At 38.1% G+C, this 18,618-nt stretch carries 19 protein-coding genes and 7 tRNA genes; 5 read left to right on the plus strand and 21 right to left on the minus strand.

The genetic code is table 11. The features are described from left to right. Positions 1 to 133 precede the first annotated feature (133 nt). The 4 genes from trmL to BM137_RS10040 all read right to left on the minus strand — a co-directional run bounded on the left by trmL (position 134) and on the right by BM137_RS10040 (position 3,924). The gene (trmL, locus tag BM137_RS10025) at positions 134 to 643 is read right to left on the minus strand and encodes a tRNA (uridine(34)/cytosine(34)/5-carboxymethylaminomethyluridine(34)-2'-O)-methyltransferase TrmL (RefSeq protein WP_092481036.1); all 510 of its coding nucleotides are present in this window, start codon (positions 641 to 643) and stop codon (positions 134 to 136) included. A gap of 33 nt (positions 644 to 676) precedes the next feature. Then, complete coding sequence (gene queG, locus BM137_RS10030) at positions 677 to 1,867, minus strand: tRNA epoxyqueuosine(34) reductase QueG (protein WP_244887690.1); 1,191 nt, start codon at positions 1,865 to 1,867, stop codon at positions 677 to 679. 273 nt (positions 1,868 to 2,140) lie between these two features. Then, a complete protein-coding gene (locus tag BM137_RS10035; RefSeq protein ID WP_092481038.1) occupies positions 2,141 to 2,995 on the minus strand; it encodes a methyltransferase domain-containing protein in 855 nt (284 codons plus the stop codon). Between the two features lie 32 nt (positions 2,996 to 3,027). Further along, a complete protein-coding gene (locus tag BM137_RS10040; RefSeq protein ID WP_092481039.1) occupies positions 3,028 to 3,924 on the minus strand; it encodes an NAD-dependent epimerase/dehydratase family protein in 897 nt (298 codons plus the stop codon). 202 nt (positions 3,925 to 4,126) lie between these two features. Between BM137_RS10040 and BM137_RS10045 the strand changes: the two genes are divergently transcribed. After that, a complete protein-coding gene (locus BM137_RS10045) occupies positions 4,127 to 4,564 on the plus strand; it encodes a DUF2188 domain-containing protein (RefSeq protein ID WP_092481040.1) in 438 nt (145 codons plus the stop codon). A 50-nt stretch (positions 4,565 to 4,614) separates the two neighbouring features. Here the strand turns inward: BM137_RS10045 and BM137_RS10050 are convergent, their stop codons facing one another. Then, positions 4,615 to 5,187: a YtxH domain-containing protein gene (locus BM137_RS10050; protein WP_143084255.1), complete on the minus strand. Its 573-nt coding sequence runs from the start codon at positions 5,185 to 5,187 to the stop codon at positions 4,615 to 4,617. 82 nt (positions 5,188 to 5,269) lie between these two features. Beyond that, the gene (locus BM137_RS10055) at positions 5,270 to 6,544 is read right to left on the minus strand and encodes an aspartate aminotransferase type Ic (RefSeq protein ID WP_092481041.1); all 1,275 of its coding nucleotides are present in this window, start codon (positions 6,542 to 6,544) and stop codon (positions 5,270 to 5,272) included. A gap of 351 nt (positions 6,545 to 6,895) precedes the next feature. Between BM137_RS10055 and BM137_RS10060 the strand changes: the two genes are divergently transcribed. The 4 genes from BM137_RS10060 (at position 6,896) to BM137_RS10075 (ending at position 10,817) form a co-directional block, all read left to right on the plus strand. Then, positions 6,896 to 8,230 (plus strand): ABC transporter substrate-binding protein, encoded by a 1,335-nt coding sequence (locus BM137_RS10060; protein WP_177192552.1) that lies wholly within the window; start codon positions 6,896 to 6,898, stop codon positions 8,228 to 8,230. A gap of 197 nt (positions 8,231 to 8,427) precedes the next feature. Continuing rightward, positions 8,428 to 9,252 (plus strand): carbohydrate ABC transporter permease, encoded by an 825-nt coding sequence (locus BM137_RS10065; RefSeq protein ID WP_177192557.1) that lies wholly within the window; start codon positions 8,428 to 8,430, stop codon positions 9,250 to 9,252. Positions 9,253 to 9,401: 149 nt separating this feature from the next. Next, positions 9,402 to 10,148 (plus strand): carbohydrate ABC transporter permease, encoded by a 747-nt coding sequence (locus BM137_RS10070; RefSeq protein ID WP_425248183.1) that lies wholly within the window; start codon positions 9,402 to 9,404, stop codon positions 10,146 to 10,148. A gap of 30 nt (positions 10,149 to 10,178) precedes the next feature. Then, complete coding sequence (locus BM137_RS10075; protein ID WP_092481044.1) at positions 10,179 to 10,817, plus strand: YesL family protein; 639 nt, start codon at positions 10,179 to 10,181, stop codon at positions 10,815 to 10,817. A gap of 53 nt (positions 10,818 to 10,870) precedes the next feature. Here the strand turns inward: BM137_RS10075 and BM137_RS11295 are convergent, their stop codons facing one another. The 15 genes from BM137_RS11295 to BM137_RS10145 form a co-directional block, all read right to left on the minus strand. Further along, positions 10,871 to 11,023 (minus strand): OadG-related small transporter subunit, encoded by a 153-nt coding sequence (locus tag BM137_RS11295; protein WP_177192553.1) that lies wholly within the window; start codon positions 11,021 to 11,023, stop codon positions 10,871 to 10,873. A 27-nt stretch (positions 11,024 to 11,050) separates the two neighbouring features. Next, positions 11,051 to 12,127 carry a sodium ion-translocating decarboxylase subunit beta gene (locus BM137_RS10080; protein ID WP_425248184.1) on the minus strand — a complete coding sequence of 359 codons (1,077 nt, stop codon included), beginning with the start codon at positions 12,125 to 12,127 and terminating at the stop codon, positions 11,051 to 11,053. A 73-nt stretch (positions 12,128 to 12,200) separates the two neighbouring features. After that, on the minus strand, positions 12,201 to 13,334 hold the full coding sequence (locus BM137_RS10085; protein ID WP_218147517.1) for a sodium ion-translocating decarboxylase subunit beta: 1,134 nt from the start codon (positions 13,332 to 13,334) through the stop codon (positions 12,201 to 12,203). Between the two features lie 18 nt (positions 13,335 to 13,352). Then, on the minus strand, positions 13,353 to 13,712 hold the full coding sequence (locus BM137_RS10090; protein ID WP_092481046.1) for a biotin/lipoyl-containing protein: 360 nt from the start codon (positions 13,710 to 13,712) through the stop codon (positions 13,353 to 13,355). 15 nt (positions 13,713 to 13,727) lie between these two features. Beyond that, positions 13,728 to 14,027, minus strand: coding sequence for an OadG family transporter subunit (locus BM137_RS10095; RefSeq protein WP_177192554.1), 300 nt, complete (start codon positions 14,025 to 14,027; stop codon positions 13,728 to 13,730). Between the two features lie 32 nt (positions 14,028 to 14,059). Continuing rightward, positions 14,060 to 15,469, minus strand: a complete 1,410-nt coding sequence (locus BM137_RS10100) for an oxaloacetate decarboxylase subunit alpha (protein WP_244887691.1) — start codon at positions 15,467 to 15,469, stop codon at positions 14,060 to 14,062. A 132-nt stretch (positions 15,470 to 15,601) separates the two neighbouring features. Next, positions 15,602 to 17,248 (minus strand): phosphoenolpyruvate carboxykinase (ATP), encoded by a 1,647-nt coding sequence (locus BM137_RS10105; protein WP_425248182.1) that lies wholly within the window; start codon positions 17,246 to 17,248, stop codon positions 15,602 to 15,604. 446 nt (positions 17,249 to 17,694) lie between these two features. Beyond that, complete coding sequence (locus BM137_RS10110) at positions 17,695 to 17,880, minus strand: hypothetical protein (protein WP_092481049.1); 186 nt, start codon at positions 17,878 to 17,880, stop codon at positions 17,695 to 17,697. 125 nt (positions 17,881 to 18,005) lie between these two features. Further along, positions 18,006 to 18,090 (minus strand) — tRNA-Leu (locus BM137_RS10115). Between the two features lie 33 nt (positions 18,091 to 18,123). Further along, positions 18,124 to 18,194, minus strand: a tRNA-Cys gene (locus BM137_RS10120). A 14-nt stretch (positions 18,195 to 18,208) separates the two neighbouring features. Further along, positions 18,209 to 18,280 (minus strand) — tRNA-Gln (locus tag BM137_RS10125). A gap of 8 nt (positions 18,281 to 18,288) precedes the next feature. Continuing rightward, a tRNA-His gene (locus BM137_RS10130) sits at positions 18,289 to 18,361 on the minus strand. A gap of 19 nt (positions 18,362 to 18,380) precedes the next feature. Further along, positions 18,381 to 18,451: transfer RNA gene (locus BM137_RS10135), tRNA-Trp, on the minus strand. A gap of 4 nt (positions 18,452 to 18,455) precedes the next feature. Beyond that, positions 18,456 to 18,539, minus strand: a tRNA-Tyr gene (locus BM137_RS10140). A 5-nt stretch (positions 18,540 to 18,544) separates the two neighbouring features. Then, a tRNA-Phe gene (locus BM137_RS10145) sits at positions 18,545 to 18,617 on the minus strand. Position 18,618: the final 1 nt, after the last annotated feature.

Here is an 18,618-nt window from a genome sequence, read left to right on the forward strand (position 1 = left end):
TATTGTAGCCCTTTCATTAAAATTAAACAAGAATTTTTATCATAAAATAACAATATTTTTAATACTGCTCTAAAAAAATAAAAAATACAGCAAGCGAAAGATTTCTCTTCTTTCGCTTGCTGTATTTTCTACATTAATCTATTTTATCATTTTCATAATGGTGTTGCAGTTCTAATCCATTAAAAGATTGCTGACGCATCACTTCGTAAATCATGATCGCAGCCGTATTGGATAAATTCAATGAACGTACATGTTCATCATTCATCGGCAATCGAATACATTCATCCTCGTGCGCTCTCATGAATTCCTCAGGCAATCCTGTTGTTTCTTTTCCAAATAAAAAGTAGTAGTCTTTTTCAGTATCTGTATAATCCACTTCGCTATACGTGCGATTGGCAAATTTGGACACTAAAAACAGTTCTCCTTCTTTGCTGACTTCTAAAAATGCTTCTAGATTAGCGTGATAGGTGATATTTACATCGTTCCAATAATCAAGTCCTGCACGTTTTAAATGTTTATCATCCGTTTTAAACCCTAGAGGTTCAATTAGATGCAAGTGTGTGTTTGTTGCTGCACACGTACGAGCAATATTTCCAGTGTTTGCTGGAATAAGCGGTTCAAATAATGCAATATGATTAGTCATGTCTTTCTTTTCTCTCCTGTTCGCTTCACTTGATTAAAATCCTTTTTTGTTCTCTATGGCTTCAATGGCCAAAGTGATTTCGTGATAAGCTTCTTCATCTGTTTCTTTTTCAAGAGCTTCTCTTAAAAACTCCAGCACCATTTCATCTCTTCTAGTAACAATCTTAGAAATAGACCAAGCTGCAGTGCCCCGAATCACCGGGCGAATATCTTCTTCTATACAACGCAATAAATCCGGAAGTGCTGTCCGGTCTCTCTTATTGCCTAAAGCAATGATCGCATTTCTTTGGAGCGGCTTCTTTCCTCTCCAAGAACCAGCCATTGAGCCGAATTGCTGCTTAAAATCTTTATTGCTGATCGTTAATAATGGTTTCAGTTTCGGCAGAACTTTTTCCGGATCGGGTTCCATTTCTGGATGAAAGTGAAAGTCTTTCCCTTTGTTGTAAGGACAGACGATTTGACAAATATCACAACCATAGATGACATGTCCCATTTTTCTTCTATACTTTTCCTCCATCATGCCTTTTGTCTGCGTTTGGTAAGAGAGACATTCTTTTGCATTGATTCTGCCATCGCCTAACAGTGCTCCTGTGGGACAAGCTGTCACACAACGCATACATTCTCCGCATCCAAAAGGAACAGGCTCATCTGGCTCAAAGTCTAAATTAGTGATGATTTCTCCTAAATAAACATAGCTGCCAAATTCTTTTGTTATTAAAAGTCCATTTCTTCCAATAAACCCTAATCCTGCTCTTTGAGCTACGGCTACGTCCACCAATTCACCCGTATCTACCATAGGCTTAAACTCCGCCTCTTCACCAGCTGCTTCACGAATAAAAGCTATCAAGCGGTCCATTCGATCACGCAAGACATCGTGGTAATCTTGCCCCCATGAAGCACGTGCAAATTCTCCGCGGCGCACTCCTTTTTCTCTTTCTGGAGGTTCTGCCATTTTTGTAGGATAGGCTAAAGCTATTGCAATGATCGATCGAGGCCGACGAAAAATCAATTCCGGATAAACGCGTTCTTCAATGACTTTGTGCTCGAATCCAGAGTGATAGCCTTTGCTTTGTTGAGTGCGCAACTTTTCTTCCAAACCATCAAACGGTTCCGCCGTCGTAAAACCGATTTTATCAATGCCGATTCGCTTGCTCTCTTCGATGATCCGTTCTTTTAATACCGTCCCATTGACCATATCAAATCCCAACCTTTTAGTTGTTGCCATAGTATAAGAATCCATTCTATTTTAACACATTGTTGCTTTTTTAGGATACTCGACGGTATATTTTTTTAGACAAAAAAAAACGTATCGCTTCGGTGTCCAGCACTGCGAAACGATACGTTGGTGAGCCATTTTGTACTCATTAACTTTTATCAACATCTGATGGGATTACTGATAAAAACGAATGAACTTGTTTGGCTTATAAATAATAATATACCATCACGATGGTACTAAAGCAAGTGAATAACTTGAAGTAAATTTGTACATTTTGTGACTTTAAATTTGATTCTTTCTTCCCACTAATAACCGTACATGAATCGTGATTTCTTTAAGAGGATGTGAACGAGCGTAATCAATCGATTCGGGACTAGCTCCCCAACTCAATGGCGTCATTTCAATCAAGTCGTGGTAGTTCTCAAGCGTCAGCGGAAAAGTGTATTTGATCGTATCGGTTTGAGTATCATCAAAATGTTCTCTAAACTTTGCAACCACTTTATCGTTCGAATAAGCTTGTTTATCTTCTCTATCACGATACAATAAACTTCTCAATTCAATCAGATACTCTTCCTCTGGTACAATCTTCAAACATTTTCCATTTGATTTCAACATCCTATGGAATTCTTTGTAATTAGATGGAGAAAAAATATTCAATAAGGTGTCATACTGTTCACTTGCGAACGGAGATTGAGCTAAATCAGCTACACACCAAAAAGCATTGTCAAAGTGAGCCGCCGCTAAAGAAATAGCATCTTTAGAAATATCAAACCCGATCTGTTTTCCTTTCAATCCTAATTGAGACAAATAGTTTAATTGCGACCCTTCTCCAGAGCCGATGTCAATGGTGGTTCCTGTTGTTGCATCAATATGGGGGTAAACGGCTTCTAACATTTCATTGAATAACCCAGCTTGAGCGATTCTGTAACGCGGAGATAACATATCTGCCGTATAATCATTAGACATGGTTTTCGTCAAAAAATGGACGGTTCCTTTTTTAGAAATGTTTAGAGAGTGACCCTGGCTGCACTCTAAACTATTCCCTTCAATTTTATTAAACGATTCTTTGCAGATAGGACATTGAAACAAATCCATGTGGTCTTGCAAAAAAGCTTTGGCTCTTTCAATCTTTTTCAACCTTGTAAAACTCCTTATGAATATATTCTGTTTTATTGTGTTTCTTGTTCTTGTTTGATCTGAGCAGTCAGGTCATAAATCAACGGTTTCAACCAACTGATCAATCCTGGTACAGGATAATGTTCTTTCTCCAGTCGAGTAACTTTCAAATAACTGTCTTCTTTCAGACTGAATGGAGACTGATCTTCATCGCTGGAACTGTACTCGATGTTTACTTTTTTTCCAACCGCTTTTTCAATCAGCTGCATCAGTTCTTCCAATTCGATCGTTTCATTGGAACTGGCATTATAGACACCTGTTTTATGATTTTCGATCATCCACATCATCACGTTTGCCACTTCACTGCCTTTGATAAAGCTGATGCGGGCGTCCGCTTGATACAAACGGAAGCTCTCTTCACTCATGATACGGCGAATGTAGTAATGCAGCCTCTGTGTGTAATCATCTGTATCGAGTACGATTGGAATTCTCAAAGCTGCTGTAGGAAAAGCTTCATCTTCAAACAATACTTTTTCTGCTTGTCTTTTCCCTTCTCCATACGTAACTTTTTTTGTCAAATCGATATCAAATAACCAAGGATCAAAGTCGGTTTCACTAAAGCCGTCTTTACTTCCCTTGTAGACAGCCAATGTTGAAGTGAATAAATAATACTCCACTTGTCCGCCTAATTTCTCTTGGATCAATTTGGCATCTTCTTTTGTAAAACAGATATTGTCTAAAACAACATCCCATTGAGTCTGTTTTAATTGCTCCCAACCTTCGTGTGATGAGTCAGAACGATCTAAAATAACATGGTTGACATTTTTTCCATGAGGAATTTTATTATTTCCTCTCGTAGCAAATGTTACATGATATCCATTTGATAGTAGTTTATCCGCTATTTTGCGTCCAAAAAATCTAGTCCCGCCTAAAATAAGTACTTTTTTCATTATTTCCCTCCTCACAAGAATGCCAATCTTTTTATAAAATTCAGCTTTTTATACGTTAACTGTACCATAAGTCATGTTCGTTTACATTAACGAACCCATATTTCTAGATTCCTTTTTGCACAAATGGTAAAGCCTTTTAGTTGCCGCTCAAATTGATCGGTGGTACATTAAAAAAAACATCTCTATTGAAAGGATGACTCCTATGCCATGGAATATGAACGACTATCCAAATGCCTTTAAAAATTTTGACCCTTTATTACGAAAAAAAGCTATCGACATCGCTAATGCTTTACTGGATAATGATTATCCAGAAGATAAAGCTATCCCGATTGCGATCTCGCAAGCAAAAGAATGGATGGAGGATGCTTCTGATAAAGAAAAAAATGACTATAAAAAAGAGGCAAACCCGTCAAAAAATGACCGTCACGATTCAACGCACTCAAACCCTGATTTATTAGATAAAGATGTAGAAGTTTTTTTTGAAGATGATTCGTGGGCAGTCAAAACAAAAGGAGCTAAACGTCCTAGTGAGACGTTTGACAAAAAAGCCGATGCTGTAAAACGTGCAAAAGAAATTGCTGAAAATAAAGATTCATCCGTCATTCGCTATACAAAAGAAGGCAAAAAACAAGAGGATTGAAAAATGAACTCAAAAACGCCTGCAAGGATAGTCTTGCAGGTGTTTTTTGGCTAATTTTTAAAAGAATTTTCTAGATCCAGTTCTTCTTGAAAAGCGTCTTGATACAACTCGTATTCTCTTTCGCCTTGTCTTTCAATTTTTACTTCATTCATTTCTTGTTTCGACTGTTTTGCTAGTTCCCCCGCAACGTTTTTTACGGCGCTGCCTGTCTCAGTTAAATCAGTCTTCAATTCTGTAGTCGTTTGCTTCAAGTCATGAGTAGCAGCTTTTAAATTCGCTTTAAGCAATTCTTTGCTCATCGAATTTTTCTTTGTCAAACCTTTAAGATTGTCTTTTAATATAGGTCCGTCTACTCTGGCTTGTCCTGAGATTTTTTGAGAAGCCTCTTTAAAACTAGTCGACACATCATGAGATGCGTCTTGGAGCATGGCTTTCACATCTCCGCTCTTCGTTTTTACAATATCATAGTAGTCCTTGCCGGTTTCTTTCGTGTAATCAGCCTTTTCTTTTAACTCTTCTTGTAATTCCTGACCTGATTTAGGTGCATACAACATTGCGGCCGCATAAGCAGCTGCTCCCCCAATAACGGCTCCTAACCAAAAAGTTCCTTTAGACATCTTCATCCACTCGCTTTCATCAATAGTTTTATCGACTTATTCTGATCTTGTCTCTATCAGTCTAGCATTTCAGTATAAAATACACACTTTATTTGTTTGATTGAAGTTCTTTTTCCAGAGTGACCATCTCTGCACACAAACAAATCATTTGCACAGCTTCTTCGACTTCTTCTACAGGAATGGAAGTCGGGGCCAATCGAATACTGTTATCTTTAGGATTGGTACTGTAAGGATAAGAGGAATTCGCTTCTGTTACACTTACTCCGATTGCAGCTAAAGCTTCTACTATTTGAGTAGCGCAGCCCTCTTGAGTAGTCAAATGTACAAAGTACCCTCCATTAGGAACCGTCCACTCCAAAATGTTGTCATCTTTGAAATACTCGGATAATAATGTATCTATTTTATGGAATTTCGGCTGTAAGAGTACAGCATGTTTTTCCATATGTTTCATTAAGTGAGCTTTGTTCTTCAAGAATTTTACATGTCTCTTTTGATTTACTTTATCAAATCCAATCGTTTGATCAGATAGGATCTCAGTAAACCATTCAATGTTTTCTTTAGAAGATGCGAGTGCAGCTACTCCCGCTCCAGGGAAAGTAATCTTAGACGTTGAACAAAACATCCACGCTCGTTTTTCTGTTCCATATTTTTTGCACGTATCTAATAGATTTTTGACTTCATCTTTAGTCTCTGTTAAATGATGGACCACATAAGCGTTATCCCACATGATAGTGAAATCTTCTGCTAAGGTCTTCATACTCGCCAATCGTTCGACCACTTCATCCGAATAAGTCGTGCCTGTTGGATTGCTGTACACTGGAACACACCAAATACCTTTTATAGAAGCATCACTGGCAGTCAATCTTTCCACTTCATCCATATCTGGTCCTGTATCCGTCATGGGAATCGGAATCAACTCAAATCCTAATTTTTCTGTTACATTAAAATGTCTATCGTATCCTGGGCTTGGACAAAGAAATTTTATTTGCTCTTCTTGAGACCAAGCTGATTTTCGATCAGGTTGTCCTAAAAACAACTTGCTGGCTAATACCATATACATCAATTGCAAACTAGAGTTTCCTCCAACAATAACTTCTTCCGGTGCAGTTCCTAACACTTCGGAAAAGAATTGTTTAGCTTCAGGAATTCCGGTCAGTATACCGTAGTTGCGAAAATCTGCCGTGGTTTCTTCGTATAAATCTTCAGGCGTTAGTACAGTCAACATGGGTTCAGATAATTGAAGCTGATTTTTTCCGGGAACTCCTCTTTTTAAATTTAATTGCAACGGATTTTTTTTAACAGTCTCGTATGATTCTTTCAATTCAGTTAGACGCTGTTTTTTTTCTGCAGTTGTTTTTTCCATCTCTATGCTCTCCTTAAAAGAATAATACGTTCTTCATACTGTAAATTATATCCAATATTGTATAGTAAAGAAAGAAAAAATATACACTTGCTTCCTCAACTGTTTTTGGTTTAAAGCATTTGGTTTCCCGTTCTCAATTTGATTTGTGCATCCAAAGGTTTAAGTATAAGTTTTTTTGCTTGTATGGGGACAGTAATTTTCGCTATTCTGGAGGGTAATTGTTTGAATACTTCGAAACTATAGTATATCATCATTTTAAAGAAGCTAGTTTGATGACACCGCTTTATTAGCAGGTGTCATCTCTCAGGCTGCTCATATTACATACACAGAAAGGTCAAGGTGATCATATTGGTGAAAAGAAGAAAAAAATGGCTTTCTTTTACCCTTACAGCAGGTGCTGCTCTTTTGTTAACTGCTTGCGGTGGTGGTAATGAAGAAGCTTCAGATAACAATGCTGGAACGGATGGTGAAAAAGTCTCCATCGAATTTTGGTCTTTCTGGGGATCAGGATTAAGAAGAGATGCCATTGAAGAAATCATTGAGGATTTCAATACCTCTCAAGATGAAATAGAAGTAGAATACGTTTATCAACCTTGGGGCGATATTTGGACAAAATCTTTAGCTTCTATTGCAGCAGGAGATCCGCCAGATGTCATCGTTCAAGACATCAACTCTGTTCAGCAACGTGCTGAAGCAGAACAATCAACTAATATTCAAGAATACATCGAACAAGATGGCAACGAAATGGAATCCACTTTTTACCCTCACTTATGGGAGACCGTATTTTACGAAGACAATGCGTATGCGTTGCCGTTCAATACCGATACCCAAGTCTTGTTCTACAACAAAGATGCTTTTGAAGAGGCTGGTTTAGATCCAGAAACACCGCCTGCTACATGGGAAGAATTAGAAGAATATGCTCGTGCGTTAGATGTCAAAGACGGAAACTCATGGGAAAGAATCGGTTTTTATCCGTTATGGAACCTTGGAGCAGATGTTTGGGCTTTGAATGCCGATAACGGTGTCAGCTGGTTCGATAAAGAAGGCAATGTAAAAATCAATACCCCTAAAAAAGTTGAAGCATTGGAATGGGTTCTTGAATGGCAAGATTATTACGGTCCAGAAACCATCAATTCTTACGAAGCTGAATTTGGAAATGGTGTGGCTGATCCATTCATTTCTGGCCTAGTCGGTATTCGTGCTCAAAACATCAACTACTACACAAACTTGCTTGAAAATGCTCCTGAAGACTTTAATTTCGGAGTAGCTCCTTTACCTGAATACGAAGAAGGAAGTGGAAACTGGTCATGGGGCGGTGGTTTTGTCTTAGAGATACCAAAAGGGGCTGAAAATCCTGAAGCTTCTTATGAATTTATGAAATACCTGACTTCTACTGAAGTTCAAGAAAAATTTGGATTGAATAGTTTTGATATCATGGCCAACCAAGAAGCCAATACTAATCTTATCGAACACCCTGATTTAGATGAAGAAGGACAAATGATCTATGAGATGGCTGACCGCAACTTAGAGAGCACTGTCATTACTCCAGTACCTTTAACAGCTCCTGACTTCAGTCCTTTAGTCAATGAGCAAATCGATGGGGCAATGTTGGGCAATCAATCTGCACAAGAAGCATTAGATGCTGCACAAGCTTCTGTCGAAAATCTTGTTGAACAAAATCAATAATTTCAAATAAAGAAATGGTTCGATAAACACGGTGACAGAGGACATTCTTTGTCGCCGTGTTTATCCTTATCATGGAAGAGGTGAATCAATTGGCTGCTGCTGTAAAGCAAAAAAAATCATCATCAAAACGTAAAAAACAAGAAGCTCTTTGGGGGCTGCTGTTCGTCTCCCCTTTTATTATTGGATTCCTTATTTTTATGTTGGGACCTATGCTATTTTCTTTTTACGGTAGTTTAACAAATTACAATTTAACATCTAAAATGGACTTTATTGGATTTGATAACTTCACGAGGATGTTTACTCAAGATGAATTATTTTGGAAGTCACTTTATAATACCGGGTATTATGTATTATTTAATGTTCCCTTAACGGCTGTAGGGAGTGTGCTCCTTGCTGTATTATTAAACCAGCGTGTTCGAGGCATGTCAGTCTTTCGGACGATTTTTTACTTGCCAGCTATTTTATCCGGAGTTGCAGTATATGTTTTATGGATGCAAATGCTGTCCCCAACATCTGGATTGATCAACACGGTTCTGGCTTGGGTCGGAGTGGAAGGTCCAGCATGGTTATTTAATCCCGAATGGACTAAGCCGGCTTTGATTTTAATGAAACTATGGAGTGTCGGCGGTGCTATGCTGCTATACTTGGCTACTTTGCAGAATGTACCTAACCAACTATATGAATCAGCTGAAATAGACGGCGCGAGTGCTTTTAAAAGATTCCGCCATATTACATTACCGTTAATCACACCTATCATTTTTTATGACGTAGTTACTTCAACGATTGGAGCTTTTCAAATTTTCCAAGAAGCTTATGTTATGACAGAAAGCGGCACAAATGGTCCGGCAAACTCTCTCCTCTTCTACAACTTACACATGTGGAATAAAGCTTTTGTGGCTTTTGATATGGGATATGCTATGGCTATGTCAATGGTTTTATTTGTTATCGTATTAGGTTTAACCTTTGTAAACTTAAAACTGGCTCCTCGTTGGGTACATTATGGAGGAGGTCGAAATGGATGATTGAGAACACTGCATCAAAACAAATGGATCAAGTTATCCCAAAACAACAACACTTTAAAAGTAGAAAAAGACAACAAAAGTTAAATCGCTTGATTACTTATCTTTTATTGATTGGAGTCAGTATCGTCCTGTTAGCTCCACTCTTTTGGATGGTCTTTACTTCTTTAAAACCTATGGAAGAAGTTGTAAAGCTGCCACCATCCTTTTTCCCTGAAACTCTTCAGTGGTCAAATTATACTGAAACGATTGAGTCTTTTCCGTTCTTTAAATATGCCGGTAATACTCTATTCATTACTTTCTTTGTCGTTTTAGGAAATGTTGTTTCTAATTCCTTTATTGCTTATGGTTTTGCTAAAATTGAGTTTCCTGGTAAGAATCTGTTGTTTTCTCTTGTATTAGCCACAATGATGATTCCCAGTTTTGTTACCATGATTCCTCAATATGTTTTATTTACCAAGATTGGGTGGGTAGGAACGTATTTACCGTTGATCGTTCCCTCTTTCTTCGGGAGTGCGTTTAATATTTTCTTGATGCGACAATTTTATTTATCCATCAATGACGAATTAATAGAAGCTGCTCAAATCGATGGAGCCAATCATTTGTTTGTTTGGAGCCGTTTGATGGTTCCTTTGACTAAACCCGCTTTAATCACTATTGGAATCACTTCATTCAACGGAGCTTGGAACGACTTCCTTGGACCATTACTTTATATTCATGATGAAGATATGTATACCTTGCAGATTGGACTGCAAACGTTCCAAAGTCAATCTTCTACTCAATGGAATTATTTGATGGCTGGAGCCACTTTGGTCATGATTCCTACTGTTTTATTATTCTTCTTTGCTCAAAAATACTTTATTCAAGGAATGGATTTAACAGGAGGCACAAAAGGGTAACTAGCCATATCTACAGAAAGGGTATCAAGTATGAAAAAATTTGATTTTTCAAATGGAATCGTTATTGCCACGGAATGGATTTCTCGTTTGGCTATAGCGAATCTAATGTGGTTGCTGTGTTCTCTACCTATAGTTACACTCATCCCCTCTACTAATGCTTTGTTTCGTCTTTTTTATTTATGGTCAAAAGGAGAAGACACACCTTCGACCGCAAAATTTTTTTGGCATTCTTTCAAGAAGGATTTCTGGAATAGCTATAAAGGTGGCGGACTTGTATGGGGAGTTTTAGTCGTCTTATTGTTGGACAGCTGGATTTTAACTCTTCTAGCTCAAACGCAATCTTGGCTGCACATCTACAAATATGTCTTATACATGACGACTATTTTGTTCAGCTTAACTGCATTGTATTACTTCCCTTTAAGCAAAAAATTAAGCGGATCTGGGCCTAAACAATTATTGGCCGCTTTTTGGTTGATGATTGGCCATCCAGTACTGAGTCTGCTATTAGCAGTATCCTGTATGTTGCTGGTCATTATTCTTTTAAGATTTCCAGCTCTGCTGTTCTTTTTTTCCGGCAGCGGCATAGTAGGCTTAGCGACGATGTATACTAATAAAGCGATCTATCACAGCTCTATGCGGAGAAAGAAAAAAATTTCCGAAGAATATTAAAAGTAAAAGCCGAACCCTCTTTTTGAGTGCTCGGCTTTTACTTTATTTTTAACCTATACAATATCTTTACGTTCTTTTCCTGGAAATAATTTAATCAATACTATACTGATCAGATACAAGATAAATAAAACCGTAAAAATCCCCAGCATACCGACACCCATCAACTCTAATCCTTTTTCTAAAGCTGCATAATCAACATTAAACATTTCCTTGCACCCTTTCTTGTGGGTATCTTAAGTAAAGAAATTCAATACTAATCCCCCGGCTACTACTGAAGCGATTTGTCCAGAAACATTCGCCCCTACGGCATACATCAATACAAAGTTTTGATTATCTTCCTCATGTGCCATTTTTTGAATCACTCTTGCCGACATCGGAAAAGCTGAAATACCCGCAGCACCAACCATAGGATTGATTTTATCTTTTCGAAAAAGATTCAGCAACTTGGCAAATAAAACTCCCCCCACTGTATCCATGACAAAGGCTACTAATCCAAATGCAATAATCAGTAAAGTATCCAACCGCAAAAATTGATCAGCTGTCATTTTTACTGAGATCGTCAGTCCTAATAAAATACTGACTAAATTGACCAGTTCATTTTGCGCTGAAGAACTCAATCGATCCAACACTCCACATTCCCGGATGAAATTGCCGAACATCAAAAAACCTACTAAAGGCAATGATGCTGGAGCAACGAAACCAGCAATCAAAATCACCGCAATGGGGAAAACGATTTTAGTCGTCTTTGATACGGCTTCTGCTTTGTAATTCATTTTGATTTTGCGCTCTTTTTCTGTCGTCACTGCTCTGATAGCAATTGGTTGAATGATTGGGACTAAAGCCATATAAGAGTACGCTGCTACAGTGATAGGGCCTAATAAATGTGGAGCTAATTGATTGCTCACAAAAATGGAAGTAGGTCCATCTGCAGCGCCAATAATGCCTATAGTCGCAGATTCTTGTAAATCGAACCCAAAAATGATGGCGACCAAAATAGTAAAAAAGATTCCGAATTGCGCTGCCGCACCAAATAAAAACATAAATGGATTCTTCAATAAAGGACCAAAATCGATCATAGCTCCAATGCCAATAAAGATCAACAAAGGAAACAATTCGTTGGAGATTCCGAAATCAAAAAGAACATCTAAGATTCCTTCTTGTTCAACTCCATTTATTTCCTGACTGATCAATCCGGAATGAGGGATATTCACTAAAATTGCTCCAATTCCCATTGGTATAAGAAGCGTCGGTTCATATTGCTTTTTTATCCCTAAATAGATTAACAACGCTCCAATAGCCATCATACCCATTTGACCTATATTAACAGCTGATATTCCATCCACAAATGATTCCAAATAAACCCCTCCTGCCCCTTGGAGTCAACTAGTTGCCAAAGAAAGACATCAATACTCCTGCTGCAACCGCTGAACCTATCACACCCGCTACGTTTGGTCCCATAGCATGCATCAATAAATAATTAGATGGATCGGTTTTAACCCCTTCTTTCTGCACTATCCGAGCAGCCATCGGAACCGCTGAAACTCCTGCTGCTCCAATCATAGGATTGATCTTGCCATTCGATAATTTACACATCACCTTTCCGGCCAAGACTCCTCCTGCTGTTCCTCCAGCAAACGCAATTAAACCGAGTACCACTACTTTCAGAGTCTCTGCCGTTAAAAGAATATCTCCGTTAGCCTTAGCTCCGACCGTTATGCCTAGTAATATTGTTACAATAAACATAAACGATGATTGCAAAGTTTCTGTTATTTTAGGAACAACATTGCTTTCTTTCACTAAGTTTCCTAACATCAACATCCCTATTAACGGTGCTGAAGACGGTACTAATAAAACAACAAATATCGTAGTAACAATTGGAAATAAGATTTTTTCAAGTTTTGATACTGGTCTTAATTGTTCCATTTTTATTTTCCGTTCAGATTCAGTGGTCAATGCCCTTATGATCGGTGGCTGAATAATTGGGACTAGCGCCATATATGAATAGGCTGCTAGCGCAACAATAGGTAGTAAATGTTCTGCTAATTGACTGGTTAAATAAATAGCTGTCGGTCCGTCAGCACCTCCAATGATACCAATGGATGAAGCTTCTTCTGGAGTCATTCCAAAAGCTAAAGCCCCGAAGAAAGCAATAAAAATCCCCACTTGAGCTGCGCCTCCAAGTAACAATGTAATAGGATTTGCAATCAATGGTCCGAAGTCGATTGTTGATCCCAGACATAAAAAAATCAGTGGAGGATAAATCCCCAATTCTGTTCCTTGATAAAGATAGTACAGCAGCCCACCCGACGCATCCTGAGTTGCTGAGACCATCAGATTTGTCAAAGGCAGATTCACTAATAGCATACCAAAAGCTATTGGAAGCAATAAATAAGGTTCATACTGTTTTTTGATTGCCAAATAAAGAAAGAGACAGGCAATTAGGATCATGATAATGTCCTTATAACTCAAGTTGGTCAATCCCGCAGAGGTTATGAGTTTATTTAACGGTTCTAACACATATTTCTCCTCCTTACCTTATGATATTACAACCAATAAATCACCCGAATCTACTTTTTGATTAGCGGCTATTTTTAAACTTGCAATCACTCCATCAGTTGGTGCTACAATTTCATTTTCCATTTTCATAGCTTCTAATATACAAAGTACTGCTCCCGCTTTTATGGTTTGTCCTTCATTTACCAGTACACGTAAAATCGTTCCTGGCATTGGGGCAACGACAGTAGCTTTTTCTGAAACAGTTGACTGCTGCAGAGGTGGTTTTTGTTGTGTTTTTTCAGGAGTTTGTTGGTGACTTGAGGTGGAAGCTGCGGCATCGACTTCTTCCACAGCCACTTGATACACTTGTCCATTAACAGTGATTTCATAATGTTTCATGAATTTCCCTCCAAACTAACGTATTCTTTTGATTGAAATAATACGATACTGCTTATCTTGGCGATCGTTATTCGCAAGTATTAACGCCGTTAAAGCCGCAACTGTTTTCAGTTCTTCATTTACTGGTAAATCTATAAAGGGTGTTTGATCAGGCTGGTTATTCCTTTCTTCTTTAATATCTTCCTTACTCATTTTCATCTGTAAATCATGATTTTTTCCAGAAAAAAATTTAAACAAGTTAATAACGAGTTGGAGACCGATCAGGACCAAAAAAACTACTAAAACACTTACCACAGCAACAACTACACCATCCATGATAGTAAAATCCCCCATACTATCCCTCTTTCCTACATAGTCGCTGAAATACGAATGACTTCATTCTCTTTCTTATCTTCTTTATTGATTGGATCATTTTTTTCCTGCAGATGATATTTCTTTTCTAGAAACTCTTTTCCCACCTGCGGAAAAAGTGCGTAAGTCAGTACATCTTCATCAGTTCGTGCAAGAGACCCCAATTCTTCTTTTAAACGCTGAAATTCAGAAGGTATGTGATTTGCAGGACGATCCGTAATAACCGTATCATCATGGATAATCGACTTTCTAAATTCTTCAGTGACTGGAACTGGTGTCTTCCCATAAGAACCACGTAAATATTCTTTGATTTCATTAGGCACCATTTTATATCGCTCACCGGCCAACACATTGAAGACTGCTTGTGTACCAACCATTTGACTCATTGGGGTAACTAAAGGCGGAAAACCTAAATCAGAACGGACACGCGGAACTTCTTTCAACACCTCATCATACTTGTCTGTTGCATTAGCTTGTTTTAATTGAGACAGCAAATTAGACAACATCCCCCCAGGAACTTGATAAATTAACGCTTTTGGGTCAGAGCCCATTACTTTAGGATTCAACAGTTCATTAGCAAGATATTTGTCGCGAATTGGTTTGAAGTAATCGGCAATTTCTTCCAATAAAGGAACAGCTAATGTTGTTTTCCGTTCGCCTTCATTTAAACAAATGGCCATTGTTTCTGTTGGAGGTTGGCTTGTCCCTTCTGCAAAAGGTGAGATTGCTGTATCAATGATGTCTGCTCCAGCTTCTACTGCTGCTAAATAAGTCATATGTGAAGTACCACTCGTTGCATGTGTGTGTATACTCAAAGGTACACTGATCTCATTTTTGATTGCATGAACCAGTTCTTTTGCTACATGAGGAGTCAAGATTCCTGCCATATCTTTGATACAAATAGAGTTTGCTCCCATTTCTTCCATTTCTGCAGCCAATTCTACAAAATAAGGAGTGGTATGCACATCACTGATGGTATAACAAATGGTCAATTGAGCATGTCCACCGTACTTTTTCACCGCTTTTAAAGAAGCTTCTAAATTCCGAACATCATTCAAAGCATCAAAAATCCTAAAAATATCGATCCCATTTTCAACTGACTTTTCAACAAACTTATCTACCACATCGTCAGCATAATGACGATACCCTAATAAATTTTGCCCTCTTAACAGCATTTGCAGCTTCGTGTTTGGAGCACGCTTTCGGATTTCTCTCAGTCTATCCCATGGATCTTCATTTAAAAAACGGATAGCTGCATCGAATGTTGCCCCACCCCAACATTCCAGTGAAAAATATCCTACTTTATCCATCTTCTCAATTATAGGCAGCATATCATTGGTAGACATTCGAGTAGCCATCAAGCTCTGGTGTGCATCTCGAAGGACAGTTTCCGTTATTCCGATCATCTTATCTGTCACTGGTATCCCTCCCATTCCAAACGACAGTATACAATTATGCAAAATAGAAGTTATTTTTGTGATGAACTAATAACGAGTTGAATGATCGCTACATCATACAACTCGTTTTCATGTCATTATTTAGGATTCGTTTATTAAGCTCAAGATCGCTTTTAGAGCTTCATTAGGCAGCACATTTAATGCATTCTTTTGGGCTTGTTCTCGAATAAATTCTCCACGCATTTTCATTCTTTCATCTACTAATGAAACATAAGAAGAATCTGTAAAATCTGGTTTAAAATCTTCAGTGACCATATACTGGATGTCTGTTAAATGTCCAAACTCTTGAAACTCAGCTGTATCATCAATAATCGATTCGATAGCACCTAGTGTAACCTCTTTAGGTATCTTTTGGTCTAAAAAGAAGCCCGTATTTAAGATGTAACAATCCGTTCCTAATTCTTCAAACAAATATTTAAAGTTATTGTAATCATCTATCAACGGATAAACTCTAAATGGATTAGCATAAGGCTCTATGACAAGTTTGTTGATGTCTACTCCTTTTTTCAATCGTTCAGCAGTCGTTCTCTTGGTAGCCAAGGTTGCTCCAAAAGTTGTGGCCAGAATCGGGTCATTGATTTTCAATACAGGCGGCAAAGAGTCATCTTTCATGATCCAAAACACCGCGTTGATCGGTTCTTCGAATTTGTCTACTCGGTTTGGTGTTGAATACCGTGATTTGATTGTTCGACCATTTCCATTGCGCAAATCTTCCGTCAGCAGTACTTTATTCCCATTTTCGTCCTGAGTCACACCAACGTTTTGAACCGTCACAAAATAATCCACTTCAGGATGATCCGCTGGGTAGTCTTGAGTTTTATCAAAATAAGCTGGTTCCAACGCAATAGAAGAACCATTTTTTAATGAAATGATAAAGGCATCGTCATGTAATACTTCTACTTCATATTTATTATTGTGTTTAGCATGTGTCAAGGTTGATTTCCCAGATCCAGATAATCCAAAAAAGGCAGCCACATAACTTTCATTTTCTTTCAATACAAACTTTTTCTGGCCACCATGACAAGAAACATAACCTATATTATGAGCAATATTCCAGGCCAATGTTAAAGTCGCTTTCTTTAATTCTCCAAAGTAATTCATTCCAAGAATAATCGCGCAATTATGTGCAGAATCGAAGTAAGCTAATCCTAGTGGGTAATCAGGATGATGCCAATTTGCATCTTGGTAAATCAAAATATCCCCTTCATTGATTTCTTGGGAATTCTTATATAGATCATTATAGAATTCATTAGTGACTTGAAAATTGAGCAGCCAGGAATACAGATTGTTTTCTTGCCCTTTTGGTACAGTCAAATGAGCTTTTACCATGAATTCAGGATCTAATCCAACATAGGCTGTAGTCTTGTATCGGTTTGTTTTTGTTCCATCATAAATAGCATCCAGAACTAAAGTTTTTAATTTAGCATCTTCTTCAGGATTTTCTCCGTATATTCTTTTAGCTGCAGCGGTTCTTCCCACTACAGAATTCCCATTTTCTACGAGTATTTTAGCATTAGAAGGTAACCCTAATTTATCAGGAAATTTAACTGGCAAATCAGTGACTATTGTATTGATAGCATCATGAGCTGTATGATAGGCTTGGTCTAACGAAGTTATTGGTTGGACGTTGTTGCTGTACATAGAAGTTTCAACAATAGAACGTAAGGGAGAAAATAGATGATTGGATCGGCGAATTTCGTTTTTTAAAAATCTATCTTTTGTTGACAATGGCTGCACCCCTAACTTTTTACAGTATTATGGAATCATTTCACCAAACAACATGTTGATTTACTGCTCTTATTTCTTACGTCAACTTTATTCACCTGCCTTTTTTTAGAATCAATCAATGAAAATTCTTTGTCGAACTCTCACTGACACTTATATAACTTTAAATACATCGATTATATTTATACGTCTAATACACCATCATAGTAACAGAAAACACACATTATTAAAAGCGCTTACTTTTAAATTTAACAATTTTTGTGTTACCTCTATTATTAATTACAAGGTCTAATTTTCATACTATAATGCTATCTCTTATGAACTTTATAGAACCTGATTAAAATGACTAACATCTACTATAAAATACCAGATAAAAAAACCTTTAGTAGTCACATAGACTTTTAAAGGTTTTTAAAGTTTTAAATACAATGTTTTGATTCTTTTTTATTTTACTCTTTTTTATCTTTATTTAAGGGATGATCTCCACTTTTTATTCTGTATCCGACAAAAAGAATGTAAGCTCCATATAAAATTACAAAAACTGCCACAAAGGGTTGTATGATCATAGCCACTGCCCCCAAAATTATAATCAGGCTGCCAACAATCATCTGCCATTTGCCAAGACGCTTATTCATCACCATAGTCTCCTCTTCTTTTTCTTACACCTAGTATAACAGAGCTTTACTATGGGGTGGAAAATTTTTTATACTATTATGAAAATAAAAAAAACTGAACTCAGCGAGTTCAGTTTTTGCTTTGATACCGGCGGCCGGAATCGAACCGGCACGCCCTCAACGGGCACTGGATTTTGAGTCCAGCGCGTCTACCAATTCCGCCACGCCGGCATAACATAATGCAATTTTTAATCTTTATAGATAAGGCGGTAACCGGATTTGAACCGGTGATGAAGGTTTTGCAGACCTCTGCCTTACCACTTGGCTATACCGCCATATTTTTAAGTAACTGGGCTAGCTGGATTCGAACCAGCGCATGAGGGAGTCAAAGTCCCTTGCCTTACCGCTTGGCTATAGCCCAAAAAAAAGGGCGACTGATGGGAATCGAACCCACGAGTGCCGGCGCCACAAGCCGGTGCGTTAACCACTTCGCCACAATCGCCATGATTTAATTTAAACAACAGGGGTAGTAGGAATTGAACCCACATCGATGGTTTTGGAGACCATAGTTTTACCATTAAACTATACCCCTAAAATGGTGGAGGGGGGCAGATTCGAACTGCCGAACCCGAAGGAGCGGATTTACAGTCCGCCGCGTTTAGCCACTTCGCTACCCCTCCAACAATGGCTCGGGACGGAATCGAACCGCCGACACCTTGAGCTTCAATCAAGTGCTCTACCAACTGAGCTACCGAGCCA

This window comes from Desemzia incerta (genome assembly GCF_900115825.1).
Classification (GTDB): Bacteria; Bacillota; Bacilli; order Lactobacillales; family Carnobacteriaceae; genus Desemzia; species Desemzia incerta.

Bases quoted from the DNA above. Each gene is read 5' to 3' on its own strand.
- queG (WP_244887690.1), bottom strand. From the start codon at position 1,867: ATGGCAACAACTAAAAGGTTGGGATTTGATATGGTCAATGGGACGGTA.
- BM137_RS10100 (WP_244887691.1), bottom strand. From the start codon at position 15,469: ATGATCGGAATAACGGAAACTGTCCTTCGAGATGCACACCAGAGCTTG.
- BM137_RS10110 (WP_092481049.1), bottom strand. From the start codon at position 17,880: ATGAATAAGCGTCTTGGCAAATGGCAGATGATTGTTGGCAGCCTGATT.
- BM137_RS10055 (WP_092481041.1), bottom strand. From the start codon at position 6,544: ATGGAAAAAACAACTGCAGAAAAAAAACAGCGTCTAACTGAATTGAAA.
- BM137_RS10045 (WP_092481040.1), top strand. From the start codon at position 4,127: ATGCCATGGAATATGAACGACTATCCAAATGCCTTTAAAAATTTTGAC.
- BM137_RS10070 (WP_425248183.1), top strand. From the start codon at position 9,402: ATGGTCTTTACTTCTTTAAAACCTATGGAAGAAGTTGTAAAGCTGCCA.
- BM137_RS10065 (WP_177192557.1), top strand. From the start codon at position 8,428: ATGTTGGGACCTATGCTATTTTCTTTTTACGGTAGTTTAACAAATTAC.
- BM137_RS10080 (WP_425248184.1), bottom strand. From the start codon at position 12,127: ATGGGTATGATGGCTATTGGAGCGTTGTTAATCTATTTAGGGATAAAA.
- BM137_RS10050 (WP_143084255.1), bottom strand. From the start codon at position 5,187: ATGAAGATGTCTAAAGGAACTTTTTGGTTAGGAGCCGTTATTGGGGGA.
- BM137_RS10040 (WP_092481039.1), bottom strand. From the start codon at position 3,924: ATGAAAAAAGTACTTATTTTAGGCGGGACTAGATTTTTTGGACGCAAA.
- BM137_RS11295 (WP_177192553.1), bottom strand. From the start codon at position 11,023: ATGTTTAATGTTGATTATGCAGCTTTAGAAAAAGGATTAGAGTTGATG.
- BM137_RS10075 (WP_092481044.1), top strand. From the start codon at position 10,179: ATGAAAAAATTTGATTTTTCAAATGGAATCGTTATTGCCACGGAATGG.
- BM137_RS10090 (WP_092481046.1), bottom strand. From the start codon at position 13,712: ATGAAACATTATGAAATCACTGTTAATGGACAAGTGTATCAAGTGGCT.
- trmL (WP_092481036.1), bottom strand. From the start codon at position 643: ATGACTAATCATATTGCATTATTTGAACCGCTTATTCCAGCAAACACT.
- BM137_RS10095 (WP_177192554.1), bottom strand. From the start codon at position 14,027: ATGGATGGTGTAGTTGTTGCTGTGGTAAGTGTTTTAGTAGTTTTTTTG.